This is a genomic window from Pseudomonas sp. AGC41 (assembly GCF_057334555.1).
The window spans coordinates 1-25,033 of the sequence record NZ_JBHFJB010000152.1 but is presented as its reverse complement, the minus strand read 5'-3'; the positions used below and the strand labels follow the sequence as shown (position 1 = coordinate 25,033).

The 25,033-nt window shown below is 62.0% G+C and carries 22 protein-coding genes; 12 read left to right on the top strand and 10 right to left on the bottom strand.

Annotation, left to right across the window (positions count from 1 at the left end):
- The first annotated feature begins 211 nt into the window (after positions 1–211).
- From ACE04F_RS24820 to pcaC, 9 genes are all read left to right on the top strand, one after another.
- A complete protein-coding gene (locus ACE04F_RS24820) occupies positions 212–1,072 on the top strand; it encodes a CoA transferase subunit A (protein ID WP_486110336.1) in 861 nt (286 codons plus the stop codon).
- Complete coding sequence (locus tag ACE04F_RS24815) at positions 1,069–1,848, top strand: CoA-transferase subunit beta (protein ID WP_420764441.1); 780 nt, start codon at positions 1,069–1,071, stop codon at positions 1,846–1,848. Before ACE04F_RS24820 ends, ACE04F_RS24815 begins: the two co-directional genes overlap by 4 nt.
- A complete protein-coding gene (gene pcaF, locus ACE04F_RS24810) occupies positions 1,849–3,051 on the top strand; it encodes a 3-oxoadipyl-CoA thiolase (RefSeq protein WP_486110335.1) in 1,203 nt (400 codons plus the stop codon).
- Between the two features lie 37 nt (positions 3,052–3,088).
- Positions 3,089–3,793 carry a protocatechuate 3,4-dioxygenase subunit beta gene (gene pcaH, locus ACE04F_RS24805; RefSeq protein WP_486110334.1) on the top strand — a complete coding sequence of 235 codons (705 nt, stop codon included), beginning with the start codon at positions 3,089–3,091 and terminating at the stop codon, positions 3,791–3,793.
- Position 3,794: 1 nt separating this feature from the next.
- Positions 3,795–4,361 carry a protocatechuate 3,4-dioxygenase subunit alpha gene (pcaG, locus tag ACE04F_RS24800; protein WP_486110333.1) on the top strand — a complete coding sequence of 189 codons (567 nt, stop codon included), beginning with the start codon at positions 3,795–3,797 and terminating at the stop codon, positions 4,359–4,361.
- Between the two features lie 213 nt (positions 4,362–4,574).
- Positions 4,575–5,870: an MFS family transporter gene (locus ACE04F_RS24795; RefSeq protein ID WP_486110332.1), complete on the top strand. Its 1,296-nt coding sequence runs from the start codon at positions 4,575–4,577 to the stop codon at positions 5,868–5,870.
- A 69-nt stretch (positions 5,871–5,939) separates the two neighbouring features.
- Complete coding sequence (locus tag ACE04F_RS24790; RefSeq protein WP_486110331.1) at positions 5,940–7,304, top strand: 3-carboxy-cis,cis-muconate cycloisomerase; 1,365 nt, start codon at positions 5,940–5,942, stop codon at positions 7,302–7,304.
- Between the two features lie 12 nt (positions 7,305–7,316).
- On the top strand, positions 7,317–8,132 hold the full coding sequence (gene pcaD, locus ACE04F_RS24785) for a 3-oxoadipate enol-lactonase (RefSeq protein WP_486110330.1): 816 nt from the start codon (positions 7,317–7,319) through the stop codon (positions 8,130–8,132).
- A 10-nt stretch (positions 8,133–8,142) separates the two neighbouring features.
- Entirely contained in the window at positions 8,143–8,535 is a 393-nt protein-coding gene (gene pcaC / locus ACE04F_RS24780) for a 4-carboxymuconolactone decarboxylase (protein WP_030142291.1), read from the top strand.
- A 222-nt stretch (positions 8,536–8,757) separates the two neighbouring features.
- On the opposite strand, the gene ACE04F_RS24775 is transcribed toward pcaC, so the two are convergent.
- The 4 genes from ACE04F_RS24775 to ACE04F_RS24760 form a co-directional block, all read right to left on the bottom strand.
- The gene (locus ACE04F_RS24775) at positions 8,758–10,011 is read right to left on the bottom strand and encodes an OprD family porin (protein WP_486110329.1); all 1,254 of its coding nucleotides are present in this window, start codon (positions 10,009–10,011) and stop codon (positions 8,758–8,760) included.
- Between the two features lie 432 nt (positions 10,012–10,443).
- The gene (gene adeC / locus ACE04F_RS24770; RefSeq protein WP_486110328.1) at positions 10,444–11,901 is read right to left on the bottom strand and encodes an AdeC/AdeK/OprM family multidrug efflux complex outer membrane factor; all 1,458 of its coding nucleotides are present in this window, start codon (positions 11,899–11,901) and stop codon (positions 10,444–10,446) included.
- A complete protein-coding gene (emhB, locus tag ACE04F_RS24765; RefSeq protein WP_486110327.1) occupies positions 11,898–15,062 on the bottom strand; it encodes an efflux RND transporter permease subunit EmhB in 3,165 nt (1,054 codons plus the stop codon). Before emhB ends, adeC begins: the two co-directional genes overlap by 4 nt.
- Before the next feature lie 3 nt (positions 15,063–15,065).
- A complete protein-coding gene (locus ACE04F_RS24760; protein WP_486110326.1) occupies positions 15,066–16,223 on the bottom strand; it encodes an efflux RND transporter periplasmic adaptor subunit in 1,158 nt (385 codons plus the stop codon).
- 266 nt (positions 16,224–16,489) lie between these two features.
- Here ACE04F_RS24760 and ACE04F_RS24755 point away from each other — a divergent pair, with 266 nt between their 5' ends.
- A complete protein-coding gene (locus ACE04F_RS24755; protein ID WP_486110325.1) occupies positions 16,490–17,122 on the top strand; it encodes a TetR family transcriptional regulator in 633 nt (210 codons plus the stop codon).
- A 215-nt stretch (positions 17,123–17,337) separates the two neighbouring features.
- Here the strand turns inward: ACE04F_RS24755 and ACE04F_RS24750 are convergent, their stop codons facing one another.
- The 4 genes from ACE04F_RS24750 to ACE04F_RS24735 all read right to left on the bottom strand — a co-directional run bounded on the left by ACE04F_RS24750 (position 17,338) and on the right by ACE04F_RS24735 (position 20,587).
- Positions 17,338–17,853, bottom strand: coding sequence for a hypothetical protein (locus ACE04F_RS24750; RefSeq protein WP_486110324.1), 516 nt, complete (start codon positions 17,851–17,853; stop codon positions 17,338–17,340).
- Positions 17,854–18,018: 165 nt separating this feature from the next.
- Positions 18,019–19,068 carry an alkene reductase gene (locus tag ACE04F_RS24745; RefSeq protein WP_486110323.1) on the bottom strand — a complete coding sequence of 350 codons (1,050 nt, stop codon included), beginning with the start codon at positions 19,066–19,068 and terminating at the stop codon, positions 18,019–18,021.
- A 32-nt stretch (positions 19,069–19,100) separates the two neighbouring features.
- A complete protein-coding gene (locus ACE04F_RS24740; protein WP_486110322.1) occupies positions 19,101–20,267 on the bottom strand; it encodes an MFS transporter in 1,167 nt (388 codons plus the stop codon).
- Between the two features lie 17 nt (positions 20,268–20,284).
- Positions 20,285–20,587: an ArsR/SmtB family transcription factor gene (locus tag ACE04F_RS24735; RefSeq protein WP_014336977.1), complete on the bottom strand. Its 303-nt coding sequence runs from the start codon at positions 20,585–20,587 to the stop codon at positions 20,285–20,287.
- A 152-nt stretch (positions 20,588–20,739) separates the two neighbouring features.
- On the opposite strand from ACE04F_RS24735, the gene ACE04F_RS24730 reads away from it, so the two are divergent.
- Positions 20,740–21,324, top strand: coding sequence for an acyl carrier protein phosphodiesterase (locus ACE04F_RS24730; RefSeq protein ID WP_486110321.1), 585 nt, complete (start codon positions 20,740–20,742; stop codon positions 21,322–21,324).
- 33 nt (positions 21,325–21,357) lie between these two features.
- Here ACE04F_RS24730 and ACE04F_RS24725 read toward each other — a convergent pair whose 3' ends face one another.
- Both ACE04F_RS24725 and ACE04F_RS24720 read right to left on the bottom strand, forming a co-directional pair.
- Positions 21,358–22,305: an IS110 family transposase gene (locus ACE04F_RS24725; protein ID WP_486110320.1), complete on the bottom strand. Its 948-nt coding sequence runs from the start codon at positions 22,303–22,305 to the stop codon at positions 21,358–21,360.
- A gap of 258 nt (positions 22,306–22,563) precedes the next feature.
- Positions 22,564–23,556, bottom strand: a complete 993-nt coding sequence (locus ACE04F_RS24720; protein ID WP_486110319.1) for a diaminopimelate epimerase — start codon at positions 23,554–23,556, stop codon at positions 22,564–22,566.
- A gap of 179 nt (positions 23,557–23,735) precedes the next feature.
- On the opposite strand from ACE04F_RS24720, the gene ACE04F_RS24715 reads away from it, so the two are divergent.
- Positions 23,736–24,887, top strand: coding sequence for an MFS transporter (locus ACE04F_RS24715; RefSeq protein WP_486110318.1), 1,152 nt, complete (start codon positions 23,736–23,738; stop codon positions 24,885–24,887).
- Positions 24,888–25,033 lie beyond the last annotated feature (146 nt).

Sequence of the window (25,033 nt, the reverse complement as noted above, 5' to 3'; positions counted from 1 at the left end):
GCCCAGCGGGAGCAAGCTCCCTCGCCACAGGCCCTGCGTAGTTTCCGGACAGACAAAATCGATAGCTACGCAACAATCCGTTCGATAAACGAACACTCTGTCGATTATCGGATTGTTTGGCATTTTTCCCCGGCTTAATCTTCAGTCACCCAGGCGCTGGACCTCGCGCCTTTTTTTCATGTCGGTCTACTGGATAACGGGAGCCTGCCCCATGGCTGAAATCCTTTCGCTGCACGACGCGGTGAAGCAGTTCGTCAACGACGGCGACACCGTCGCGCTCGAAGGCTTCACGCACCTGATCCCGACGGCGGCGGGTCATGAAATCATTCGTCAGGGCAAGAAGAACCTGACCCTGGTGCGCATGACGCCTGACTTGATCTACGACCAGTTGATCGGCGCCGGTTGTGCTCGCAAGTTGATTTTTTCCTGGGGCGGCAATCCTGGCGTGGGTTCTTTGCACCGGCTGCGCGATGCGGTCGAAAAGCAATGGCCGCAGCCGCTGGAGATCGAGGAGCACAGCCACGCCGACCTGGCCAATGCCTACGTTGCCGGCGCCTCCGGTCTGCCGTTCGCGGTACTTCGGGCCTACGCCGGCTCCGACCTGCCGAAGGTCAATCCGCTGATCAAGAGCGTCACTTGTCCCTTCACCGGGGAGGTGCTTGCCGCCGTGCCGTCGGTGCGGCCGGACATTACCGTGATCCACGCACAGAAGGCCGACCGCAAGGGCAACGTGTTGCTGTGGGGCATCCTCGGTGTGCAGAAAGAAGCGGCCCTGGCGGCCAAGCGTTGCATCGTCACCGTGGAGGAAATCGTCGACGACCTGAATGCCCCGATGAATGCTTGCGTGCTGCCAACCTGGGCCTTGAGCGCGGTGTGTCACGTACCGGGCGGCGCCCATCCGTCCTACGCTCACGGCTACACCGAGCGCGACAACCGTTTCTACCAGGCGTGGGATCCTATCGCCCGGGACCGTGAGACATTTACCGCATGGATTGACGAGTACATCCATGGCACCCAGGACTTCAGTGAATTCCAGGCCCGGCTGGCGGCCGCTTCGCAGGTGAAACCATGACCTATTCCACCAATGAGATGATGACCGTCGCCGCGGCCCGTAGGCTGAAGAACAACGCCGTGTGTTTCGTTGGCATCGGCCTGCCGTCGAAAGCGGCCAACCTGGCGCGGCTGACTTCGTCGCCTGATGTCGTCCTGATCTACGAATCCGGTCCGATCGGCGCCAAGCCCAGCGTACTGCCGCTGTCCATCGGCGACGGTGAACTGGCGGAAACCGCGGACACCGTCGTACCCACCGGTGAGATTTTTCGCTACTGGCTGCAGGGCGGGCGCATCGACGTCGGTTTCCTCGGCGCAGCCCAGGTCGACCGGTTCGGCAACATCAACACCACCGTGGTCGGCGATTATCATCAGCCGAAAGTCCGTTTGCCGGGTGCCGGTGGCGCGCCGGAAATTGCCGGCTCGGCGAAAAGTGTGTTGATCATCCTCAAGCAATCGGCGCGTTCGTTTGTCGACAAGCTGGATTTCATCACCTCGGTCGGTCACGGCGAAGGCGGCGATTCGCGCAAGCGCCTGGGCCTGCCGGGCGCTGGCCCCGTCGGGATCATCACTGACCTGTGCATCATGGAGCCGGAAGCCGGCAGCCATGAGTTCGTGGTCACTTCGCTGCACCCCGGGGTGACCCGTGAGCAGGTCATCGCCGCCACCGGCTGGGCGATCCGTTTCGCCGACCAGGTGCAGACCACCGCCGAACCGACCGAGGTCGAGTTGCGCGCATTGCGCGATCTTGAGGCTCGTACTGCCGCAGCTCACGGCCAGACTCCAGGAGAAGCCTGAATGCGCGACGTTTATATCTGTGATGCGATTCGAACCCCCATCGGCCGGTTCGGCGGCAGCCTGGCCGCGGTGCGTGCCGATGATCTGGCGGCCGTGCCGATCAAGGCGCTTATGGAACGCAACCCATCGGTGGACTGGCGCGCGGTGGACGAAGTGTTCCTCGGCTGCGCCAACCAGGCCGGCGAAGACAACCGCAACGTCGCGCGCATGGGCTTGTTGCTGGCCGGTCTGCCGGAGAGCATCCCCGGCGTGACCGTCAACCGCCTCTGCGCCTCGGGCATGGACGCCATCGGCACGGCGTTCCGCGCCATTGCCAGCGGCGAAATGGAGCTGGCCATCGCTGGCGGCGTCGAATCGATGTCCCGCGCGCCGTTCGTGATGGGCAAGGCCGATGCGGCGTTCTCACGCAACATGAAGCTGGAGGACACGACCATTGGTTGGCGCTTCATCAACCCGCTGATGAAAGCCCAGTACGGCGTTGATGCAATGCCGCAGACCGCTGATAACGTGGCGGATGACTACGCGGTGTCCCGCGCAGATCAAGACGCCTATGCCGTGCGCAGCCAGCAGCGTGCGGCGGCGGCCCAGGCGGCGGGATTTTTTGCCGAAGAAATCGTGCCGGTTCGTATCGCCCACAAAAAGGGCGAAACCGTGGTCGAGCAGGACGAGCATCCACGCGCCGACACCACGTTGGAAACCCTGGGCCGACTCAAACCGGTCAACGGCCCCGACAAGACCGTGACCGCCGGCAACGCCTCGGGCGTGAATGACGGGGCGGCGGCGCTGATCCTCGCGTCCGCCGAAGCGGTGAAGAAACACGGCCTGACCCCCCGGGCCAGAGTGCTGGGCATGGCCAGCGCCGGCGTCGCGCCACGGGTGATGGGCATCGGCCCGGTGCCGGCGGTGCGCAAACTGACTGAGCGCCTGGGCCTGGCGGTCGCCGATTTTGACGTGATCGAACTTAACGAAGCCTTTGCCAGCCAGGGCCTGGCGGTGTTGCGCGAGCTTGGGCTGGCGGACGATGCACCGCAGGTCAATCCGAACGGTGGCGCCATTGCCTTGGGCCATCCACTGGGCATGAGCGGGGCGCGGCTGGTGATGACAGCGCTGCATCATCTGGAAAAGACCGGCGGCAAGAAAGGCCTGGCGACCATGTGCGTTGGCGTCGGCCAAGGCCTGGCACTGGCTATCGAACGCGTCTGACGGGTCGTCCTACCAATAAGAAACCGAGGAATGCTGCATGACTGACAAGCCTGGTTACCGTCGCCCTCAAGCGGGCACTCAGCCGGAGTATCTGCACCCGCCGTACCAGTCCACCAACCTGCGCTCGCCGTCCAAGCCATTGGTGTACCTGCCCCATTCATTGTCGGAAATCACCGGGCCGACCGTAGGTGCTGATCGTCTTCAGGAGAAGGACCATGACCTGACTGCCCAGCATGCCGATGAGCCGCTCGGTGAACGGATCATCATTCACGGGCGTGTGCTCGATGAGCATGGCGAGCCGGTGCCGGGCATCCTGATCGAGATCTGGCAGGCCAACGCCGCCGGTCGCTACAACCACGACCGTGACAACCACGATGCGCCGCTGGACCCGAACTTCACCGGCACCGGTCGCACCGTGACCGACGCCGATGGCGGGTATCAATTCCAGACCATCAAGCCCGGCGCCTATCCGTGGGGCAACCACCACAACGCCTGGCGCCCGGCGCATATCCATTTTTCATTGTTCGGGCCGAGCATCCTGACGCGCCTGGTCACGCAGATGTATTTCCCCGGTGATCCGTTGCTGGAATACGACCCGATCTACAACTGCGTGCCGGACACCCGTGCCAAGGAGCGCTTGATCGCCAGTTTCGACCTGGAAAAAACCATTCCTCACTACGCCCTCGGTTATCGCTGGGACATCGTCTTGCGCGGCCGCGAAGCCACGCCGATGGAGAAATAAGATGACGCTCAACGCCACTACGTCCCACACCGTCGGCCCTTACTACCACATCGGCCTGACGTGGCTGAACCGCGAAGACCTGACCGACGCCCAGACGCTCGGCCAGCGCGTGGCGATCACCGGGCAAGTGATCGACGGCAACGGCCAGTTCGTCAACGACGCCATGCTGGAAGTCTGGCAGGCCAACGCCGCCGGTAAATACGCTCACCCGGAAGACGATCAGGACAAACCGTTGGACCCGCATTTCGACGGTTTCGGCCGGGTCCCGGTGGATGCCGAAGGGCGGTTCCGCTTCACCACCATCAAGCCGGGCACCGTGCCGGGGTTGGGCGGTACGACCCAGGCGCCGCATCTCGTTGTACTGGTGTTCGCTCGCGGGTTGGTCAAGCATCTGTTGACGCGCATCTATTTCGCCGACGAACCCGCCAACGAAGCTGATCCATTGCTGGCCTGCGTACCCGAGGAGCGTCGCGACACCATCGTGGCCCGGCCCGATGCATCGGGTGCTTACCAGTGGAACGTGATTCTCCAGGGCACGGATGCCGAGACAGTGTTCTTCGATTACTGAGTGAAACCCCTGTGGCGAGGGAGCTTGCTCCCGCTGGCTTGCGCAGCAAGCCCATGGCAGGCGACGCGTGCATCCAGACAGCGCCGAGCCTGGTTTTGCGACTGCTACGCAGCCGAGCGGGAGCAAGCTCCCTCGCCACGGGTGGCAGACTGTGGAACGGGAGTGTTACGAAGTATGTCTAGACTTCGTCAGTCCCCAACGAGTGATTAACCCATGACCACCCCAATCAGCCACTACACCAGCGAAGAACGCAGCAAGCGCATCTTCGCCATCGTCGGTGCCTCATCCGGCAACCTGGTCGAATGGTTCGACTTCTACGTCTATGCGTTCTGCGCGATTTATTTCGCCCCGGCGTTTTTCCCATCGGACAATCCGACGGTGCAACTGGTCAACACGGCGGGGGTGTTCGCCGCCGGGTTCCTGATGCGGCCCATTGGCGGCTGGATTTTCGGCCGGGTAGCGGACCGTCACGGGCGCAAGAATTCGATGATGATCTCGGTGATGATGATGTGCTTCGGCTCGTTGCTCATCGCCTGCTTGCCCACCTACAAGGACATCGGCGTCTGGGCGCCGGTGCTGCTGTTGTTCGCTCGCCTGCTGCAAGGCCTGTCGGTGGGCGGCGAGTACGGCACGACCGCGACCTACATGAGCGAAGTCGCCCTCAAGGGGCAACGCGGCTTTTTTGCCTCGTTCCAGTACGTGACGCTGATCGGCGGGCAACTGTTGGCGGTGTCGCTGGTGGTGATCCTGCAGCAGTTTCTCAGCGAAGAAGAGCTGCGCGCTTACGGTTGGCGAATCCCGTTCGTGGTGGGCGCCGCCGCCGCGTTGATTTCCCTGTTCCTGCGCCGGTCCCTGAAGGAAACCACCAGCAAGGAAATGCGCGAAAACAAGGACGCCGGCAGCATCGCCGCGCTGTTTCGCGACCACAAGGCCGCGTTCATCACCGTGCTGGGCTACACCGCCGGCGGTTCGCTGATTTTCTATACCTTCACCACTTACATGCAGAAGTACCTGGTGAACACCGCCGGCCTGCACGCCAAGACCGCCAGCTACATCATGACCGGCGCGCTGTTTCTCTACATGTGCATGCAACCGCTGTTCGGCATGCTCGCAGACAAGATCGGCCGGCGTAACTCGATGCTCTGGTTCGGCGGGCTGGGGGCGTTGTGCACCGTGCCGATCCTGCTGACGCTCAAAAGCACCAGCAACCCGTTCCTGGCGTTTGTCCTGATCACCTTCGCCTTGGCGATCGTCAGCTTCTACACCTCCATCAGCGGCCTGGTGAAAGCCGAAATGTTTCCACCAGAAGTGCGGGCGCTGGGAGTAGGGTTGGCCTATGCGGTGGCGAACGCGATTTTTGGCGGTTCCGCCGAGTACGTGGCCTTGAGCCTGAAAGCCCAGGGTATGGAAAACGCCTTTTATTGGTATGTCACGGTGATGATGGTCGTTGCGTTCCTGTTCAGTCTGCGGCTGCCCAAACAACCGGCGTATTTACATCACGATCTTTAAGGCTTGGTTGATTCATTGTGGCCAGGGGATATCTGGCCATAGAGGCATTCATTTTTCGAAGGACTGTTTATGAGCGAACGACCGGGCAATCAGCTGTTCGATGCCTACTTCACCGCCCGCGACATGCGCGAGGTGTTCTGCGATGCGGGCCGTGTACAGGCCATGCTCGACTTTGAGGCGGCGCTGGCCCGGGCCGAGGCGCGGGTTGGGCTGATCCCCAAGGAGGCGGTAGCGCCGATCGAGAATGCCTGTCGCGCCCAGCTGTACGATTTTTCGGCGTTGAGCGAAGCGATTGCCAGCGCCGGCAATTCGGCGATCCCGCTGGTCAAGGCGTTGGGCAAGCGCATCGCTGCCCAGAGCGCCGAGGCCGAACGCTACGTGCACTTGGGCGCAACCAGCCAGGACGTGATGGACAGTGGCTTGGTGCTGCAACTGCGCCAGGCGCTCGGACTGATCGAAGGTGAACTGGCGCAACTGGCCGCCACCCTGGCTCGACAAGCCGAACGTTACGCCGCCACGCCGCTGGCCGGGCGCACCTGGCTGCAACACGCCACGCCGGTCACGCTGGGGATGAAAATCGCCGGCTGGCTGGGGGCCGTCACGCGCAGTCGCCAGCGCTTGCGGGAACTCAAACCGCGCCTGTTGGTGCTGCAATTTGGCGGCGCCTCCGGGACCCTCGCCGCTTTGGGTGAGCAGGCGCTGCCGGTGGCCGAAGCCTTGGCCGCCGAGCTGCAACTGAACCTGCCGGAGCAGCCTTGGCACACCCAGCGCGATCGCCTGGTGGAGTTCGGCGCGGTGCTGGGCTTGATCGCCGGCAGCCTGGGCAAACTGGGGCGCGACGTCAGCCTGTTGATGCAGACCGAGGCAGGCGAGGCGTTCGAACCTTCGGCGCCGGGCAAGGGCGGTTCGTCGACCATGCCCCACAAGCGCAACCCGGTGGGCGCGGCGGTGTTGATCGGCGCTGCGACGCGGGTGCCCGGTCTGTTGTCGACGCTGTTCAGCGCCATGCCTCAGGAACATGAGCGCAGCCTCGGCCTGTGGCACGCCGAATGGGAAACCCTGCCGGACATCTGCTGCCTGGTGTCCGGCGCGCTGCAACAGGCGCGACTGCTGGCCGATGGGCTGGAAGTGGATGCGGCGCGCATGGCCCGCAACCTGGAACTGACCCAAGGGCTGGTGCTGGCCGAAGCCGTCAGCATCGTCCTGGCCCAGCGGGTTGGTCGCGACACCGCGCATCATCTGCTGGAGCAATGCTGCAAGCGCGCGGTGGCCGAACAACGGCATCTGCGCGAGGTGCTGGCGGACGAGCCGCAGGTCACCGCGCAGTTATCCGCGACCGAGCTTGATCATCTGCTCGACCCGGCCCACTACCTCGGACAAGCCCAGGCCTGGATTGCCCGAGCGGTGGCCGAACACCTTGCCTTGAATGCCTGAAAGGAGATTGTTGTGGGATTGGTCAAACTCGCCGAGGGCGATCTGAACTATTGTTTTGATGAGCGGCGATCGGACGGGTCGCAGGACGCCCCGGTGCTGGTGCTCTCCAACTCCCTGGGCACCGACTTGCACATGTGGGACGAGCAGGTCGCGGCGTTCAGCGAACACTTTCGGGTCCTGCGTTTCGACACCCGTGGTCACGGCCAGTCGCTGGTCACCGAAGGCCCCTACAGCATCGAACAGCTGGGCCGCGACGTGTTGGCGATGCTCGATGCGTTGGACATCGACAAGGTGCACTTCTGTGGCCTTTCGATGGGTGGCCTGATCGGCCAGTGGCTGGGGATCAACGCCGGCAAGCGCCTGCACAAACTGGTGGTGTGCAATACCGCGGCGAAGATTGGCGACCCTTCGATGTGGAACCCGCGCATCGAAACCGTGCTGCGTGATGGCAAGACGGCGATGGTGGCGTTGCGTGATGCGTCGATTGCCCGCTGGTTCACGCCGGATTTCGCCAAGGCCCATCCGGCGACGGCGGAAAAAATTACCGACATGCTGGCGGCGACCTCGCCCCAAGGCTATGCGGCCAACTGCGCCGCAGTGCGCGACGCCGATTTTCGTGAGCAGCTATCGCTGATCCGTGTGCCATTGCTGGTGATCGCTGGCACCGAAGATGCCGTGACGCCGCCAGCGGGCGGACGTTTTATCCAAGAGCGGGTCGAGGGCGCCGAATACGCCGAGTTTCATGCCGCGCACTTGTCCAACGTCCAGGCCGGCGCCGCGTTCAGCGCGCGGGTACTGGATTTTCTGCTTGATTCTGGCCGCGCCTGAGGAGTTTTTTGTGGACGAGAAACAACGTTACGACGAAGGCATGCAAGTACGCCGCGCGGTGCTGGGCGATGCCCACGTCGACCGCAGCCTCAATGCCTTGACCGAATTCAACAGCGAATTCCAGGAGATGATCACCCGCCACGCCTGGGGCGACATCTGGACCCGCCCGGGCCTGCCGCGCCATACTCGCAGCCTGATCACCATCGCCATGCTGATCGGCATGAACCGCAACGAAGAACTCAAGCTGCACCTGCGCGCCGCCGCCAACAACGGCGTGAGCCGCAGCGAGATCAAGGAGGTGATCATGCAGAGCGCCATCTACTGCGGCATCCCGGCGGCCAACGCCACCTTCCACCTGGCCGAATCGGTCTGGGATGAACTGGGTGTCGAGTCGCGGGGTTAGGACATACCTCGATTCCTGTGGGAGCGAGCCTGCTCGCGAAAGCGGTAGGGCAGCTTGCATCGATGTTGAATTTGATGACGCCATCGCGAGCAAGCTCGCTCCCACAATGAATTATGTCGTACGCAAATTCGATGACCACCGAAGATCCGGTGTGGGAGCGAGCCTGCTCGCGAAAGCGGTGGATCAGCCGACAACCATCCCAACTGACCCTCCGCTTCGGCTTCACAACAAACTGATCGGATAGCTGACGATCAACCGGTTCTCATCGAACTCATTGGTATTGAAGTCCCGGCGCATCGTCGAGTTGCGCCACTTCACGTTGAGACTCTTCAACGCGCCGCTCTGCACGGTATACGCCAGCTCTGTCTCGCGGCCCCATTCCTTGCCATCGTCGACGGTAGCGGTGTGCACGTTGTCGCCGCTGATGTAGCGGTTCATCAGGGTCAGGCCCGGCACGCCGACGGCGGCGAAGTTGAAGTCGTGGCGCAGTTGCCAGGATTTTTCCTTGGCGTTGTCGTAGCTGGAGTTGTAGCTGTCGTTCGCCAGGGTGCCGCCGCTGGTGCCGTTGACGCGCATCCAGGCGTCATCGCCGCCGACTTTCTGCAGGCCGACATAGAAGGAGTTGCCGCCGTACTTGGCCGAGAGCATGGCGAACGCGGTCTTGTTGTCGAGATCGCCGGCCAGGGCGCTGCCGTCTTCCTTGCCGATGAAATAGCCAAGGTTGGCGCCCAGGGTCCAGTCGCCCATGGGTTGGCTGTGGGTCAGGTTGAAATATTGCTGCTGGTAGATGTCGGACAGTTCCGCGTACCAGACGCCAACCTGGGTGCGTTTTTCGTTGAAGGCATATTCGCCGCCGCCGAAGTTGAAACGGTCGGAAGTGAAAGCACCGCGGCCGTTCATCGACATGTCTTCCATGCTTGCGTCGTTGCGCGGGCTATTGCCACGGAACTGGCCGCCGTAAAGGCTCAGGCCGTTGATCTCGGTGGAGGTGACCTGGCCGCCCTGGAAGGTTTGCGGCAGGGAGCGGCCATCATCGGAACGCAGGATCGGCAGCACCGGCATCCACTCGCCGACTTTCAGCTCGGTCTTCGAGACCTTGGCCTTGAGCGCCACGCCCAACCGGCCGAAGTCATCGGCCGGGCGACCGTCGTCGTGCACCGGCAGCAACTGGGTACCGGCGGTGCCGCGACCGCCGTCGAGCTTGACCGAGTACAGGCCGAGCACGTCCACGCCGAAACCGACCGTGCCCTGGGTGAAACCGGACTTGGCGTCGAGAATAAAGCTTTGCGTCCATTCCTCGGCCTTGCCTTGAGCGGCGGCGTCGTTGGTGAAGTTGCGGTTGAAGTAGAAGTTACGCAGATTCAGCGTGGCCTTGGCGTCCTCGACGAACCCCGATTCCGCTGACAACACCGGCAATGCTACGCCGGACAGCGCGACGGCAATGAGGCTGGGGAAAACTTGCTGTGTGGGCTTCATGGGCGTGTCTCTTGTTTTTCTATGGACGAAGCGAGTCGTTGCCGCAACCTTTGGGTTGCCGGCGGTGCGGTGGGGCTGGACTGTTGAATCGGCCGAGAATCAGCCGGACGGTGCAGGGCGTAGAGACATGGCGTCGAACCTGTTGTTATTGGTTTTGTGCGAGGGATGGTGAAGGGCCGCCCGGGATCGGTTCAATTGGCGTTTGACGGTTTTGGGCGATTATCGAACGGCAAAACAACCAATCAGATAAACGCAATTCCCTGTGGGAGCGAGCCTGCTCGCGAAGACGTTGGCACATTCAATATCAGTGCAAGGTGATCCAATGCTTTCGCGAGCAGGCTCGCTCCCACATTGGAGTTTGTGTTGGGCTGGGAAACAGGCGCAAACAAAAAGCCCACCTTTCGGTGGGCTTCATGTTTTCAGCGCATCAAATCAAAACAACTTCGTCTCTGGCGCTTTCTCCGCGATCGGTTCGCGCTTGCCCGTCTCGGCATTCCAGCCGCCGCCCAGGGCCTTGTACAAATTGACCTCGCTGGTCAGTTGCGCAAGACGGTCGGTGATCAGCGATTGCTGCGCGCTGAACAACTGGCGCTGAGCGTCGAGGAAGGTCAGGTTGCTGTCGACTCCGATGCGGTAGCGACGCTCGGCCAGGCGGTAGTAATCCTGGTTGGCGGCGACGAAGTCGGTCTGTGCCTGCAACTGTTCGTTGTAGGTCTGGCGCGCGGCCAGGCCGTCGGAGACTTCCTGGAACGCGGTCTGGATCGACTGCTCATACTGCGCGACGTTGATGTCTTTCTGGATCTTGGCGTAGTCCAGGCTTGCCCGCAGGCTGCCGGCGTTGAAGATCGGCAGGTTGATCTGCGGAGCGAAGGTCCAGGTGCCCGAGCCGCCCTTGAACAGGCCGGAAAGGTCCGGGCTCAGCGTACCGGCGTTCGCCGTCAGGCTGATGCTCGGGAAGAACGCGGCCCGCGCGGCGCCGATGTTGGCGTTGGCGGCGAGCAGGTTGCGTTCGGCCTGGAGGATGTCCGGGCGCCGTTGCAGCAGGTCCGAGGGCAATCCGGCAGGCACTTTGCTGAGCAGATCATCGCTTAACGGTCGGGTCTGCAGGTTGGCCGGCAGGCCGGTGCCCAGCAGCAGGGTCAGGCTGTTTTCATCCTGGGCCACCTGGCGCGTGTAGCGAGCCAGTTGCACACGGGCGTTTTCCACCGCCGTACGGGCTTGGCTCAAGTCCAGGGCCGAGGCCACGCCGACTTCGGCGCTGCGCGAGGTCAGCTTCAGGCTTTGCTCATAGGTGCCCAGGGTTTCCTGGGTCAACTTGAGCAGTTCCTTGTCGGCTTGCCAGGTCAGGTAGGCGTTGGCGACGTTGGCCACCAGGCTGATCTGGGTGCTGCGGCGGGCTTCTTCGGTGGCGAAGTAGCTTTGCAACGCTTGCTCGCTCAGGCTGCGGACGCGACCGAACAGGTCCAGTTCGTAGGCGCTGATCCCCAGCGTCGCCGAGTAGGAGCTGCTGATTGCCGCTTCACCGGTTTGCGAGGCGCGTGCCGGCACCCGCTGGCGGTTGCCGGAGCCGGTGGCCGAGACCGCCGGGAACAGGTCGGCGCGCTGGATGCGGTACTGCGCGGCGTAGGCGTCGATGTTCAGCGCCGCGATGCGCAGGTCGCGGTTGTTTTCCAGGGCGACCTGGATCAGCTGTTGCAGCGCCGGGTCATGGAAAAACTGTTTCCAACCCTGCTCGGCAGCGGTCTGGCCGGGCGCGTTGGCCGGCTCGTAGGCCGGCCCTTGCGGATACTGGGCCGCGACCGGTGCTTCGGGCCGCTGATAGTCGGGAATCAGCGAGCATCCGCTGAGCACGACGGCGGCGATGGTCAGGGAAAGTAGCGACTTGCTCATTGGCCAGCCTCTTTAGAAGTTTCAGGAGTGTTGTCCTGGTCGATATTTTTACGCCGACCGATTGACGACACCGTCACGAAGAACAATGGCACCCAGAAGATTGCCAGGATGGTCGCGGTGAGCATACCGCCAATCACGCCAGTACCGATGGCGTGCTGGCTACCCGAGCCGGCGCCGGTGGAGATGGCCAACGGGACTACGCCGAGGACGAACGCCAGGGAGGTCATGATGATCGGCCGCAGACGCATCCTACAGGCTTCGATCGCGGCTTCCACCAGGGTCCGGCCCTGTTCATGGAGTTCCTTGGCGAACTCGACGATCAGGATGGCGTTTTTCGCCGCCAGGCCGATGGTCGTCAACAGGCCTACCTGGAAGTACACGTCGTTGGACAGGCCGCGCAGGCTGGTGGCCAGCAGGGCACCGATAATCCCCAGCGGCACCACGAGCATGACCGCGATCGGAATCGACCAGCTTTCATACAGCGCCGCCAGACAGAGGAATACCATCAGCAGCGAGAGCGCGTACAGCGCCGGCGCCTGGGAACCCGACAGGCGTTCCTCATACGACAGGCCGGTCCAGGAGATGCCGACCCCCGCCGGCAGCTTCTGCGCGATGGCCTCGACTTCGGCCATCGCTTCACCCGTGGAATAACCTGGCGCCGGAGCACCGAGGACTTCCATCGCTTCCACGCCGTTGTAACGGGCCAGTTTCGGCGATCCGTAGGTCCACTCGCCCTTGGCGAAGGCGCTGAACGGCACCATGGTCCCGGCGCTGTTGCGCACGTACCACTTGTTCAGGTCCTCCGGGCTCATGCGCGCGTCCGGTCGGCCTTGAACGTAGACGCGTTTCACCCGACCACGGTCGATGAAGTCGTTGACATAGTTACTGCCGAGGGCAATCGACAGGGTGTTGTTGATGTCCGAAAGGGTGATGCCCAGGGCACTGGCCTTCTCGTCATCGATGTCCAACTGGTACTGGGGCTCGTCGTTGAGACCGTTCGGACGCACCTGGGTCAGGACCTTGCTCTGCGAAGCCATGCCCAGGAACTGGTTGCGAGCCTCCATCAGCTTTTCGTGACCGATGCCGGCCCGGTCCTGCAGGAACACGTCGAAACCGGTGGCGTTACCCAATTCCATCACCGCTGGCGGAGCGAAGGCAAACACCATCGCGTCGCGGAACGTGAAGAAATGCTGCTGGGCGCGGCCGGCGATCTTGAATACGGTGTTGTCGGCGTTTCGCTCTTCCCACGGCTTGAGCATGATGAATGCCATGCCGGAGCTCTGGCCACGACCGGCGAAGTTGAAGCCGGTCACGGTAAACACCGAGGCCACGCCGTCCCCTTCACCGCCGTCCTTGCTCGGACGCAGCAGGAACTCACGCATCTTGTCCACGACCACCTGGGTGCGCTCGGCACTGGAGCCGGCCGGTGTCTGCACTTGGGCAAACAGCACGCCCTGGTCTTCTTCCGGCAGGAACGCCGTCGGAATGCGGGTGAACAGCCAGACCATGCCGACCAGAATGATCACGTAGGCCAGCAGGTACGGAGCCTTGTGCTTGAGCATGTTGCCCACGCCACGCTCGTAGCTGCGCACGCCACGGTCGAAGTTGCGGTTGAACCAGCCGAAGAAACCGCGTTTCGGCGTACCGTGCTCGCCCTTGGGGATTGGCTTGAGCATGGTGGCGCACAGCGCCGGGGTGAAGATCAGAGCAACCAGCACCGACAGGGCCATGGCCGAGACGATGGTGATCGAGAACTGTTTGTAGATCACGCCGGTGGAGCCGCCGAAGAACGCCATCGGCAGCAGTACCGCCGACAGCACCAGGGCGATACCCACCAGGGCGCCCTGGATCTGGCCCATGGATTTCTTGGTGGCTTCCTTGGGCGACAGGCCTTCTTCGCTCATCACCCGTTCGACGTTTTCCACCACCACGATGGCATCGTCCACCAGCAAGCCGATGGCCAACACCATGCCGAACATGGTCAGGGTGTTGATGCTGAAACCGAACGCGGCGAGGATCCCGAACGTACCCAGCAGTACCACCGGCACCGTCATCGTGGTGATGATGGTGGCGCGGAAATTCTGCAGGAACAGGAACATCACCAGGAACACCAGCGCGACCGCTTCGATCAGGGTTTCAATCACGCCCTTGATCGATTCGCTCACCACTGGCGTGGTGTCGTACGGGAACACCACTTCCAGGCCTTGCGGAAAGAATGGCTTGAGGTCATCGACGGTCTGGCGCAGGGCCTTGGCCGTGTCGAGGGCGTTGGCACCGGTCGCCAGGCGCACCGCCAGGCCGGAGGCCGGCAAGCCGTTGAACTGGGCGTTGATGCTGTAGTTTTCGCCGCCCAGGGCCACATCGGCGACATCGCCGACGCGCACTTGCGAGCCGTCCGGGTTGACCTTGAGCAGGATCGCCTTGAACTGCTCGGCGGTCTGCAGGCGGGTCTTGCCGATGATGGTGGCGTTCAATTGCTGGCCGGGCAGGGCAGGCAGGCCGCCGAGCTGGCCGGACGCGACCTGGACGTTCTGCGCGGAAACCGCGTTGCTCACATCCACCGGGGTCAGGTTGAATTTGTTCAACTTGGCCGGGTCGAGCCAGATCCGCATGGCGTACTGGGCACCGAAGACTTGGAAGTCGCCGACGCCCTTGGTGCGCGAGATCGGGTCCTGCATGTTCGACACGATGTAGTTGGACAGGTCCTCGCGGGTCATGCTGCCATCGCGCGAGACCACGCCGATCACCATCAGGAAGTTTCTCACCGATTTGGTCACGCGGATGCCCTGTTGCTGCACTTCCTGCGGCAACAGTGGAGTGGCCAGGTTCAGCTTGTTCTGCACCTGGACCTGCGCGGTGTCGGAGTTGGTGCCTTGCTCGAAGGTCGCGGTGATGGTCATGCTGCCGTCGGAGTTACTTTCCGAGGACACATAACGCAAGTTGTCGATACCGTTGAGCTGTTGCTCGATGACCTGCACCACGGTGTCCTGCACGGTTTGTGCGGAAGCACCCGGGTAGGTCACCTGGATCGCAATGGCCGGCGGCGCGATGCTCGGGTATTGGTTGATCGGCAACTTGAGGATCGATAGGGCCCCGACCAGCATGATCACCAGGGCGATCACCCAGGCGAAGATCGGACGGTCGATAAAGAATTTCGACATGGTTTACTCCCCTTTGCCGCCGGCGGCTTTGTCAGCTGCCTGAGCGGGGGCCGGGTTCTTTGCGCCAACGTTGGTGGCTTCGGTGGCTTTGACTTCCACCCCTGGCCGTACGTACTGCAACCCCTCGGTGATCAGGCGATCACCGGCCTTGAGGCCGTCTTCGATCAGCCACTGACTGCCGACGGTACGGCTGGCCTTGAGCTGACGCAATTCGACCTTGTTATCGGCACCGACGACCATGGCGGTCGGCGAGCCCTTGAGGTCGCGGGTCACGCCTTGCTGCGGCGCCAGGATCGCCGCGCTGTTCACGCCGGCCTGCAGCTGTGCGTGGACAAACATGCCCGGCAGCAGAGTGTGTTCAGGGTTGGGGAACACGGCGCGCAACGTCACGGAACCGGTGGTCGGATCGACCGAGACTTCAGAGAACTCCAGCTTGCCTTCATGAGGGTACTGGCTGCCATCTTCCAGGGTCAGCTTGACCGTGGCGGCGTTATCGCCAGCCTTCTGCAAGCGACCGCTTTGCAGCTCACGGCGCAGGTTCAGCAGCTCGACGGAACTCTGCGTCACGTCGACGTAGATCGGGTCGAGTTGCTGGATGGTCGCCAGGGCGTCGGTCTGGCCGTTGCTCACCAGCGCTCCCTCGGTGACCGAGGAGCGCCCGATGCGACCGGAAATCGGCGCGTAGACCTTGGTGTAGCGCACGTTGATCTGGGCCGTCTGCAGGTTCGCTTCCGACTCCAGGCGGTTGGCCACGGCGGTGTCGTACTCCTGGCGGCTGACCGCCTGCTCGTCGACCAATTGCTTGTAGCGATCGGCGATCGACTTGGTGGATCGCAGGTTGGCCTCGGCGCTCTTGAGGTTCGCTTCATAGACGGCCGGGTCGATCTGGTACAGCTGCTGGCCGGCCTTGACGTCGGCGCCTTCCTTGAACAGCCGCTTGAGGATGATGCCGTTGACCTGCGGCCGCACTTCGGCGACGCGGAACGCACTGGTGCGGCCCGGCAGTTCGGAGGTAAGGGTGAAGGGTTGAGTCTTGAGGGTTACGACGCCGACCTGAGGAGGGGGAGGGGCAGGGGCAGCCTCTTCCTTTTTGCATCCGCTGAGCAGCGATGCCAGGGCGATGGCAGTGACCAGAGCGGTAACAGCTGGCTTGAATTGCATGGAAATCCTCGGGTCCAGGCGCGCAACGGGCGCACTCGAAAAGTGGAAGGTTAAAAAATGAGCATTATTCAATTAATAGGTTGCTAAGAAATATACTTACGTACATGGTTGTTTGTAAACAGCCAAATTGCGTACCATCCGTATTTACAAAAGCCTGACAAAAGGCCGATGCAGTCCGGGGACGCATTCCGAGAGGCGCTGCCTCACAGGTTGTCCGGCTGATCCTTACGCATTGCTTACGCATCCTGATTGAGGTGTTTACTGCCATGGTACGTCGTACCAAAGAGGAAGCCCTGGAGACTCGCAGCCAGATCCTTGAAGCGGCCGAAAAAGCCTTCTTCGAGCGCGGCGTGGCGCGAACGACGCTGGCCGACATCGCGACGCTGGCCGGTGTGACGCGTGGTGCGATCTACTGGCATTTCAGCAACAAGGCGGATCTGCTCCAGGCCATGCTCGATACGTTGCATGAACCGCTGGATGAGCTGGCCCGCGCCAGCGAAAACGAGGAAGAGCTCGACCCGCTGGGGTGCGTGCGCAAGCTGCTGGTGAGGTTGTTCCAGCAAGTGGCCCTGGACCCGAAAACCCGACGCATTAATGAGATTCTGTTCCATAAGTGCGAATTCACCGATGAAATGTGCGACTTGCGCCAGCAACGGCGCGAGGTCAGCCTCGACTGTAACGTGCGTATCGCGCTGTCCTTGCGCAATGCAATGAAACGCGGGCAGATGCCGGATGACCTGGATCCCGAGAGGGCTGCGGTGGCCATCCATGCCTATATCGACGGGATCCTGTATCAGTGGCTGCTGGCGCCGGACAGCTTCGCCCTGGCCGGCGAGGCCGAGCGCTGGGTGGATATCGGGTTGGACATGCTGCGCCTGAGCCCTAACCTGCGCAAATGAAACAAAGTGTGCAATTACGACCGGGTGTGTCAATAGCACGGGTGACATTTGGCGCGTTGGTCACTCATGCCCGCAGCGGAGTATCTTTATAAACGTCCGCCCCGTTGGTTGATAGGCACAATTGTCTCGATTTTGTACTGAATCTGTTTCGTTCTTGTGAGCTCGCCAATCGTTTGCTGTAAAAGGCCCGCCAGGCGAAGCGGGCGGGCCTTTTATCAACCGAGGGTCAGCGTAAGGGTGGCGCTGTAGGGTTCCTCATCCAGCGCGTGGCTCAAACGGGTTTGGCATGAGACTGAATTGACGCCGGTGGAGGTAGCGCTGTGCGAGTGATTCGGTGTCAATGTCGGTGAGAACACACCAAAGGACACATGGACATACAGTCCCACGTTGAAACGGAACCCGGTGTCATTGTCGCCAAAATCGATAGCGTGGTTGTAAATGCTCTTGCTGCGTGAGCCTAACGGACGCGAATAAGGAAAGTACGTTCTCAACACTTTGATTTCCCCGGGAAGGATTTCCAGGTGGTCTCGTTGTTCTTCGCTCAGGTCCAGGCTATTGGCGCCTACGGGAAATGAATGGTCAGTGTTGTTGACGATCTGCAGAATCAGGCGTGTCTGATCTTTGCGGTTCTTCTGTTTCTCCCAGGTTTGAATTTGCTGATTGGCTTGGTCAAGCAGCTCCTGCCTTTCCGTTTCGGATTGATGTGCAAGTTGCGCAGCGATGTCGTTCATCTGAATTCCCTTTCGTGTTGACATTGATATTCCAAAAGTCATCCTGCCTTTGGCAAAAACAATATGAACGTCGGGATTCGGTTAGAACAGTATTGATAGATAACCTGATGTTTAAACGAAAAAAAGCCCTGATGTTCAGATCAGGGCTTTGAGCCGGCTGAGTAATCAGAGCACCGGATAATCGATATACCCCACCGGCCCTTTCCCATAGAAGGTTTCCGGGTGAGGTTCGTTCAGCGGTGCATCGGCCTTCAGGCGTGCAGGCAGGTCCGGGTTGGCAATGAACGGCACGCCGAACGCCACGGCGTCAGCCTTGCCTTCCGCCAGCCAGGCATTGGCGCTCTCTTTGGTGAAGCGCTCGTTGGCGATGTACGGGCCGCCGAATGCTTCCTTGAGTTGTGGGCCGATGCTGTCTGCGCCTTCTTTCTCGCGCGAGCAGATGAAGGCGATGCCACGCTTGCCCAGTTCGCGGGCCACATAACTGAAGGTTTCCAGGCGGTTTTCGTCGCCCATGTCATGGGAATCGGCGCGCGGTGCCAGGTGCACGCCCACGCGGCCGGCGCCCCAGACTTCAATGGCGGCGTCGGTCACTTCCAGCAGCAGGCGCGCACGGTTTTCCAGGGAGCCGCCGTATTGATCGGTACGCTGGTTGGTGCTGCTTTGCAAGAACTGGTCGAGCAGGTAGCCGTTGGCGCCGTGGATTTCCACGCCGTCGAAACCGGCCGCCTTGGCATTTTCGGCCCCCACGCGGTAGGCGTCGACGATGTCGGCGATTTCCGCGGTTTCCAATGCGCGCGGCGTCGGGTAGTCGGCCAGCGGGCGTACCAGGCTCACATGTCCCTTGGGCTGGATGGCGCTCGGTGCCACCGGAAGCTCACCGTCCAGGTAGGACGGGTGGGAAATCCGGCCGACGTGCCAGAGTTGCAGGAAAATCTTGCCGCCGGCGCCGTGGATGGCTTTGGTCACGTTGGCCCAGCCGCGCACCTGGTCGTTGGACCAGATGCCTGGGGTGTCGGGGTAGCCGACGCCCATCGGTGTCACCGAAGTGGCTTCGCTGAGGATCAGCCCGGCGGAGGCGCGTTGCACGTAATATTCGGCCATCAGCGCGTTGGGCACGCGGCCTGCGTCGGCGCGGCAGCGGGTGAGCGGGGCCATGATGATGCGGTTTTTCAGCTCGATGTCGCCGAGTTTGATGGGGTCGAAAATTGTCGCCATGAAATGCAACCTCGCAAGTGAAGGGTTAAAAGTCAGTGAGTGGCAGGGGCCAGGTCGGCATTGCCGCCCTGGCGAAAAGTGATCAGGGTTACCAGCAGCGCCAGCACGGCCAGCGCGCCGGCGGCCAGGGGCACGGCAGTCAGGCCCAGGCCATGGTCGATGACACTGCCGCCGACCCAGGCGCCCAAGGCATTGCCGATGTTGAAGGCGCCGATATTGAGGGTGGACACCAGGTTTGGCGCGGCTTTGCCGAAGGTCACCACGTTGACTTGCAGGGCCGGCACGGCGGCAAAGCAGGCAGTGGCCCAGAGGAACAGGGTGATTTCAGTCGGGATCAGCGCCACGCTGGTCCAGCTCAATACCGTGGACACCAGCGCCATGGTCAAAAAGACGCCCATCAGCGTGTTCGCCAGGCTCTTGTCCGCCAGCTTGCCGCCGATGATGTTGCCAAGCGTCAGGCCGAGGCCGATCAGCACCAAGGTCCAGGTCACGCCACGGGGCGAAACGCCGGTGACTTCGCCGAGCAGCGGGGCGACGTAGGTAAACAGCGTGAACACCGAGGCGGAGAACAACGCGGTCATGCTCAGCGACAGCCACAGGCCAGCGCCCTTGAGCGCCACCAGCTCGGCACGCATGTCGAGTTTTTCCTCGTCGCGCTTGGCCGGCAGGAAACGGATCAGACCAATCAGGGCAATCACGCCGATGATCGTCACGGCCCAGAAGGTCGAGCGCCAGCCGGCCTGTTGGCCCAGTGCGGTGCCCAGCGGTACGCCAAGCACGTTGGCCAGGGTCAGGCCGGTGAACATCAGGGCCACGGCCGAAGCGCGTTTGTTCGGCGCCACCAGGCCGGCCGCCACCACCGAGCCAATGCCGAAGAACGCACCGTGACACAGGGCAGTGACGACCCGGGCGAACATCAGCACGTTGTAGTCGCTGGCGACGGCGCAGAGCAGATTGCCGACGATGAAGATCCCCATCAGCGCCACCAGCGCAGCCTTGCGCGGCAGCCGCGCGGTGGCCATTGCCATGAATGGCGCACCGATGGCCACGCCCAGCGCGTAGCCGGTCACCAGCCAGCCGGCGCCGGGAATCGATACGCCGAGGTCCGCCGCCACATCGGGCAACAGGCCCATGATGACGAATTCCGTCGTGCCGATGGCGAAGGCGCTGAGCGCCAGGATCAAGAGTGAAAGGGGCATTTCGAATCCTTGTCAGGTCAGAGCTCTTGGCTCATTTGCTTGAGGAATTGCTGGATCACGTCCTCGTTGCGTTTGAAGAAGTGCCATTGACCGACCTTCTGGCTGGTGATCAACCCCGCCCGCTGCAACACCGCCAGATGCGCCGAAACCGTGGACTGCGAAAGGCCGCAGCGCTGATCGATCTGGCCGGCGCAAATACCGAATTCATGGTTATGCAACTGTTCGGGGAACTGGACCTTGGGGTCCTTGAGCCAGTTGAGGATGTCTCGCCGTACTGGGTGCGCCAGGGCTTTTATTATTTCGTCGAGGTCGAGGGTCATTGGGGCAGCTCTTATGAATAACGCTATATCGCGATGAGGCGAACCTTAAATCGTTGCTTCGCGATATACCAATATGCATTTGATCTGAGGGGCGAACAAATCGCTATATCGGGTTATAACGATATGGGCGGGGCGATGGTAAGCTGCCCGCCATGAACTATCTCGCACACCTGCACCTCGGCGGCCCTGGCCGGGAACAACTGCTCGGCAGCCTCTACGGCGATTTCGTCAAAGGGCCGCTGCAGGGGCAATTCACTCCGCAGATCGAAGCGGCGATCGCCCTGCATCGACGCATCGACATGTACACCGATCGCCATCCGTTGGTGGACATCGCCTTGTCGCGCTTCTCCACGGTCAGGCGGCGTTATGCCGGGATCGTGCTGGATGTGTTTTTCGACCACTGCCTGGCCCGCGACTGGGCGCAGTACGGCGAAGGGCCGCTGCTGGATTTCACCTCACGGGTCTATCAGGTGCTTGCCGCCGAAGCGCAACTGCCTGGGCGCCTGGCGCAGATCGCGCCGTTCATGGCGGCGGATGACTGGTTGGGTTCCTATCAGGAATTCGAGGTGCTCGGGCAGGTGCTGCGCGGTATTTCCCGGCGCCTGTCGCGCCCCGAGGAACTGGCCGGGGCGATGGCGGAGTTGGTCAGGCTGTATGAACCGTTGAGCGAGGATTTTCGGTTGTTCTATCCGCAGTTGCAGGATTTTGCTCAGAATCAGGCCTCACCGCAGAACTAAATTGTGGGAGATTCTATGGTGCAGGGCTACCCCTTAAATGCCTTTCGGTAAGTATTCGCTCTGATTCTTCAGCAGGGCGAATACCACTCGGGCAAGCTTGCGGGCCAGTGCGACTAATGCTTCGGTTGTGCTGAGCCCCCGGGTCCTCAGTGCCTCATAAAAACCCTTCCATGCCGCTGTGCGCCTCGCCGACATCGCGGCGTTATGCATCAATCGACGTGCCTCCGGGTCACCTCGCTTAGACAGGCAGCGGCGCCCCTTCTTTTTCCCTGAATCCGATATACGCAGGTCTAGGCCTAGAAAAGCGATAAAGGCATCGGCATTTCTGAAATCCCCACGCTGAAACGACGTGAGCAAACGGGCACCACTCAACAGGCCAATGCCTTCAACTTTCATGCAACGCTTGAGTTGATTGCCCAAGCCAGCTACTTCCAACTGCGTCTGGATTGTTTTCTCGAGCAATATTTCCAGTCGTTGCATGGCCTTTATCTGGTTCTCAAAGGCCGTTTTGAGCAACGGTTCGTTTGACCAGCTTTGCTTAAGGCTGACACGCGCCTGAACCAAGGCTGCCCGTCGCCGGAAAAGGCTTATAAGCCGGCAATACAGGGGCGATGGCGGGGTCCACGGGTGCAACTGGTGGCCTTCGTTGTTCAAGTAGCGAGCCAACAACCGAGCATCCAGCGCATCGGTTTTAGCGCGAACTTTCACACCTTTGCGGTAATGGCTGAGCTCGTAGCCGCCGATCATGTAGATCACACAGCCTTGCGCATAAGCCAGGTCGGCGAAATCCTGATGATAGATATTGGTGGCTTCGATGGCGACATCCACTGGCGCGGGCAATTCCTTGAGCCATTTCTTGATCGCTGTTTTGGTGTTGGGGATCGCTTCCAGTCGATCTGTTTCTGCGTGATAAATCACCAACTCATCTTTGGCGACATCTACACCCACGATCGGCTTTGCGACAGAAACCGGCATTGCCATTGAAAATCCTCCGAGCTAAGGTTTGAACACTTGAAGGGTTCACCCAGAGGCGCAGGCTTGTTCCTATCGTCGGTCTAGGCCCGATGCATTCTTTATCGGCGCTTGGGTGAAAGGAGGAGGGGTGAAATCTCCCACGGTCTGTACTGCGCGAACAGTCAGAATCGAGCCTTGTCCCTCCTCCTCCCTTCAAGTCCTACCATACAAGCGAGCTTGCTCGCGATGGCGGAAATCGCCGCGCCGCACGCCATCCGCAAGCCCCTACGGGACAAGCCGCGCCGTGCCAAACAAACTGACCCGCACCAATTCACCCGCCCGGTCCTCCAGCAAGATCGGCGCAGTACCGCCGGGCATCATGACGCTCACCGTCCCGGCCTGCATCCAGCCCACCCGCCACGCGGCACACGCGACGGCGCTGGCGCTGGTGCCGGAGGACGCGGTTGGGCCTTCGCCCCGCTCGAACACCCGGGCGGCGATCTGTCCGTCGGCGGCGCGCCAGGCCCATTGCAGGTTGACCCCCGCCGGACAAGGAATCCCCGCCCCGCCAGGCGCCGCGTAGGCAATGCCGGTCAGGCTTTGCGCCAGCGCCTCGGCGCGCATCTGCGCAAGACTTGGCAACGCCTCCACGTCATCCACCAGCGTTACGCAATGAGGATTGCCAATGCGCACGAACTGGCTGTTGCCCCACGCCGGATTCAAGCTATGCAGCGCAGGCACCCGGCTTACCGCGCCTTGGTTGAAGGTCACCTCTTCCACACCTCGAGCGCCCACAGCAGCGGGCCCGAACAGCGGTGTCCCCAGGTCCAGCCAGAAGCCTGGGACACCGCACAATTCAGCGGCGCGAACCGATGTCCGCAGCGGTGAGATACCGTCGGGTTTATCGTGGTGAACCTGCAGTACGCAATCGTCTTCGCCCACCAGCAACCCCCGCTCTTGCAGAGCCAGGGAAAAAATCGTCAGGCCATTGCCGCTACGCTCGGCCAGCGTCCCGTCGGTATTGACGATCAGCAGATCGAAGGGCGGCGTGTCCTGGAACGGCCCGACGAGCAGCCCATCACTGCGGTGAGCCTTGGCATCCGGCGGCGCCTCCCCTGGTGCCCAGGCGCAGAAGGTCTGCACGGCGGCGCTGGCCCAGGATTGGCGTAACGAGGCAGCCTCGGCGGCGGACGACGGCAGGCCGATGCCTTGGGCACGGACCTGCTGCGGTGAAACGACTCCGTAGAGGTTGCCGCGTGCGTTGTAGAACTGCGTCATGCATCAGGTCCAAACAGGCCATAAGAAACCGGTACTCTATGCCGACAAGCCCGCCAGGAGCAAAGCTGTTCCAGACGAGAACATCGGGTTGGCACCTTGAGGTCGCGGTGCGGTCAGTGGATATGCAAGCATAGGCCCCTGCCTGCATCACCGCGCCGCACCAAAGCCAAGGACGTTTCATGACTGCCATCACTCCCCCACCTACCTTTGTTCCCGGACGCCTGGAACAGATGTCTACCCGCATCGCCTATCTCATCGCCGGAATCGGCATTGCCGCCTGGGCGCCACTGGTGCCTTATGCCAAGGCGCGGGCGAACCTGGATGAAGGGACGCTCGGTTTGCTGCTGTTGTGCCTTGGGGTCGGGTCGATCCTGGCGATGCCGATTTCCGGTGCGCTGGCGTCGCGGTTCGGCTGTCGTCGGGTACTCAGTGGCGGCACGATCCTGATCTGCCTTGCGTTGCCGCTGCTGGCGTCGATGAGTTCGTTGCCCTGGTTGGTGGCGGCATTGTTCGTGTTCGGCGCCGGACTCGGCACCGTCGATTCGACCGTGAACCTGCAAGCGGTGATCGTCGAACGCGCCAGCGGCAAGACCATGATGTCGGGTTTCCACGGCATGTTCAGCCTCGGCGGAATCATCGGCGCGGCCGGTGTGAGCGCCCTGCTCGGCCTCGGGCTTTCGCCACTGGCGGCAACCTTGGTGGTCAACGCAGTCCTGCTGGTGGCATTGTTCAAGGCCGCACCGCACCTGTTGCCCTACGGCAGTGAAAGCTCAGGACCGGCGTTCGCCATTCCGCATGGCGTGGTGCTGTTCATCGGCATTCTGTGCTTTATCGTGTTCCTGGCCGAAGGCGCCGTACTGGACTGGAGCGCGGTGTTCCTGACGACCGAGCGCGCGGTGGATACCGCCTACGCCGGGTTGGGTTATGCCGCGTTTGCACTGACCATGACCGTCGGCCGGTTGACGGGCGATTCGGTGGTGCATCGCCTGGGCGCCAGACGCATGATCATCTACGGCGGCTCGATCGCGGCAGCAGGTTTCTTCCTGGCGACCCTCGCACCGATGTGGCAAGCGGCACTGCTGGGGTATGCGCTGGTCGGCGCCGGGTGCTCGAATATCGTCCCAGTGCTGTACACCGCCGTCGGCAAACAGACCCTGATGCCCGAAGCCATCGCCGTGCCGGCCATCACTACGATCGGTTATGCCGGCATCCTCGCGGGGCCGGCACTGATCGGCTTTGTCGCCCATGGCAGCAGCCTGGCCATTGCGTTCGGATTGATTGCGCTGCTGCTGGTGGCGGTGGCGGTCAGCGGAAAGGTGTTAAGAGTCTAATCCTTGCAGATCCCCCGTGGCGAGGGAGCTTGCTCCCGCTCGGCTGCGAAGCAGTCGCAACCCGGCGGACGCGGAGTACTTGATGCTCCGCGTTCGAGAGGTTTTGGGGCCGCTTCGCGACCCAGCGGGAGCAAGCTCCCTCGCCA

Bases quoted from the DNA above. Each gene is read 5' to 3' on its own strand.
- ACE04F_RS24755 (WP_486110325.1), top strand. From the start codon at position 16,490: ATGGTACGTCGTACCAAAGAGGAAGCCCTGGAGACTCGCAGCCAGATC.
- ACE04F_RS24735 (WP_014336977.1), bottom strand. From the start codon at position 20,587: ATGACCCTCGACCTCGACGAAATAATAAAAGCCCTGGCGCACCCAGTA.
- ACE04F_RS24715 (WP_486110318.1), top strand. From the start codon at position 23,736: ATGACTGCCATCACTCCCCCACCTACCTTTGTTCCCGGACGCCTGGAA.
- ACE04F_RS24760 (WP_486110326.1), bottom strand. From the start codon at position 16,223: ATGCAATTCAAGCCAGCTGTTACCGCTCTGGTCACTGCCATCGCCCTG.
- adeC (WP_486110328.1), bottom strand. From the start codon at position 11,901: ATGAGCAAGTCGCTACTTTCCCTGACCATCGCCGCCGTCGTGCTCAGC.
- pcaH (WP_486110334.1), top strand. From the start codon at position 3,089: ATGACTGACAAGCCTGGTTACCGTCGCCCTCAAGCGGGCACTCAGCCG.
- ACE04F_RS24775 (WP_486110329.1), bottom strand. From the start codon at position 10,011: ATGAAGCCCACACAGCAAGTTTTCCCCAGCCTCATTGCCGTCGCGCTG.
- pcaG (WP_486110333.1), top strand. From the start codon at position 3,795: ATGACGCTCAACGCCACTACGTCCCACACCGTCGGCCCTTACTACCAC.
- ACE04F_RS24815 (WP_420764441.1), top strand. From the start codon at position 1,069: ATGACCTATTCCACCAATGAGATGATGACCGTCGCCGCGGCCCGTAGG.
- ACE04F_RS24795 (WP_486110332.1), top strand. From the start codon at position 4,575: ATGACCACCCCAATCAGCCACTACACCAGCGAAGAACGCAGCAAGCGC.
- ACE04F_RS24790 (WP_486110331.1), top strand. From the start codon at position 5,940: ATGAGCGAACGACCGGGCAATCAGCTGTTCGATGCCTACTTCACCGCC.
- ACE04F_RS24730 (WP_486110321.1), top strand. From the start codon at position 20,740: ATGAACTATCTCGCACACCTGCACCTCGGCGGCCCTGGCCGGGAACAA.
- ACE04F_RS24725 (WP_486110320.1), bottom strand. From the start codon at position 22,305: ATGGCAATGCCGGTTTCTGTCGCAAAGCCGATCGTGGGTGTAGATGTC.
- ACE04F_RS24740 (WP_486110322.1), bottom strand. From the start codon at position 20,267: ATGCCCCTTTCACTCTTGATCCTGGCGCTCAGCGCCTTCGCCATCGGC.
- pcaF (WP_486110335.1), top strand. From the start codon at position 1,849: ATGCGCGACGTTTATATCTGTGATGCGATTCGAACCCCCATCGGCCGG.
- ACE04F_RS24750 (WP_486110324.1), bottom strand. From the start codon at position 17,853: ATGAACGACATCGCTGCGCAACTTGCACATCAATCCGAAACGGAAAGG.
- ACE04F_RS24820 (WP_486110336.1), top strand. From the start codon at position 212: ATGGCTGAAATCCTTTCGCTGCACGACGCGGTGAAGCAGTTCGTCAAC.
- emhB (WP_486110327.1), bottom strand. From the start codon at position 15,062: ATGTCGAAATTCTTTATCGACCGTCCGATCTTCGCCTGGGTGATCGCC.
- ACE04F_RS24745 (WP_486110323.1), bottom strand. From the start codon at position 19,068: ATGGCGACAATTTTCGACCCCATCAAACTCGGCGACATCGAGCTGAAA.
- ACE04F_RS24720 (WP_486110319.1), bottom strand. From the start codon at position 23,556: ATGACGCAGTTCTACAACGCACGCGGCAACCTCTACGGAGTCGTTTCA.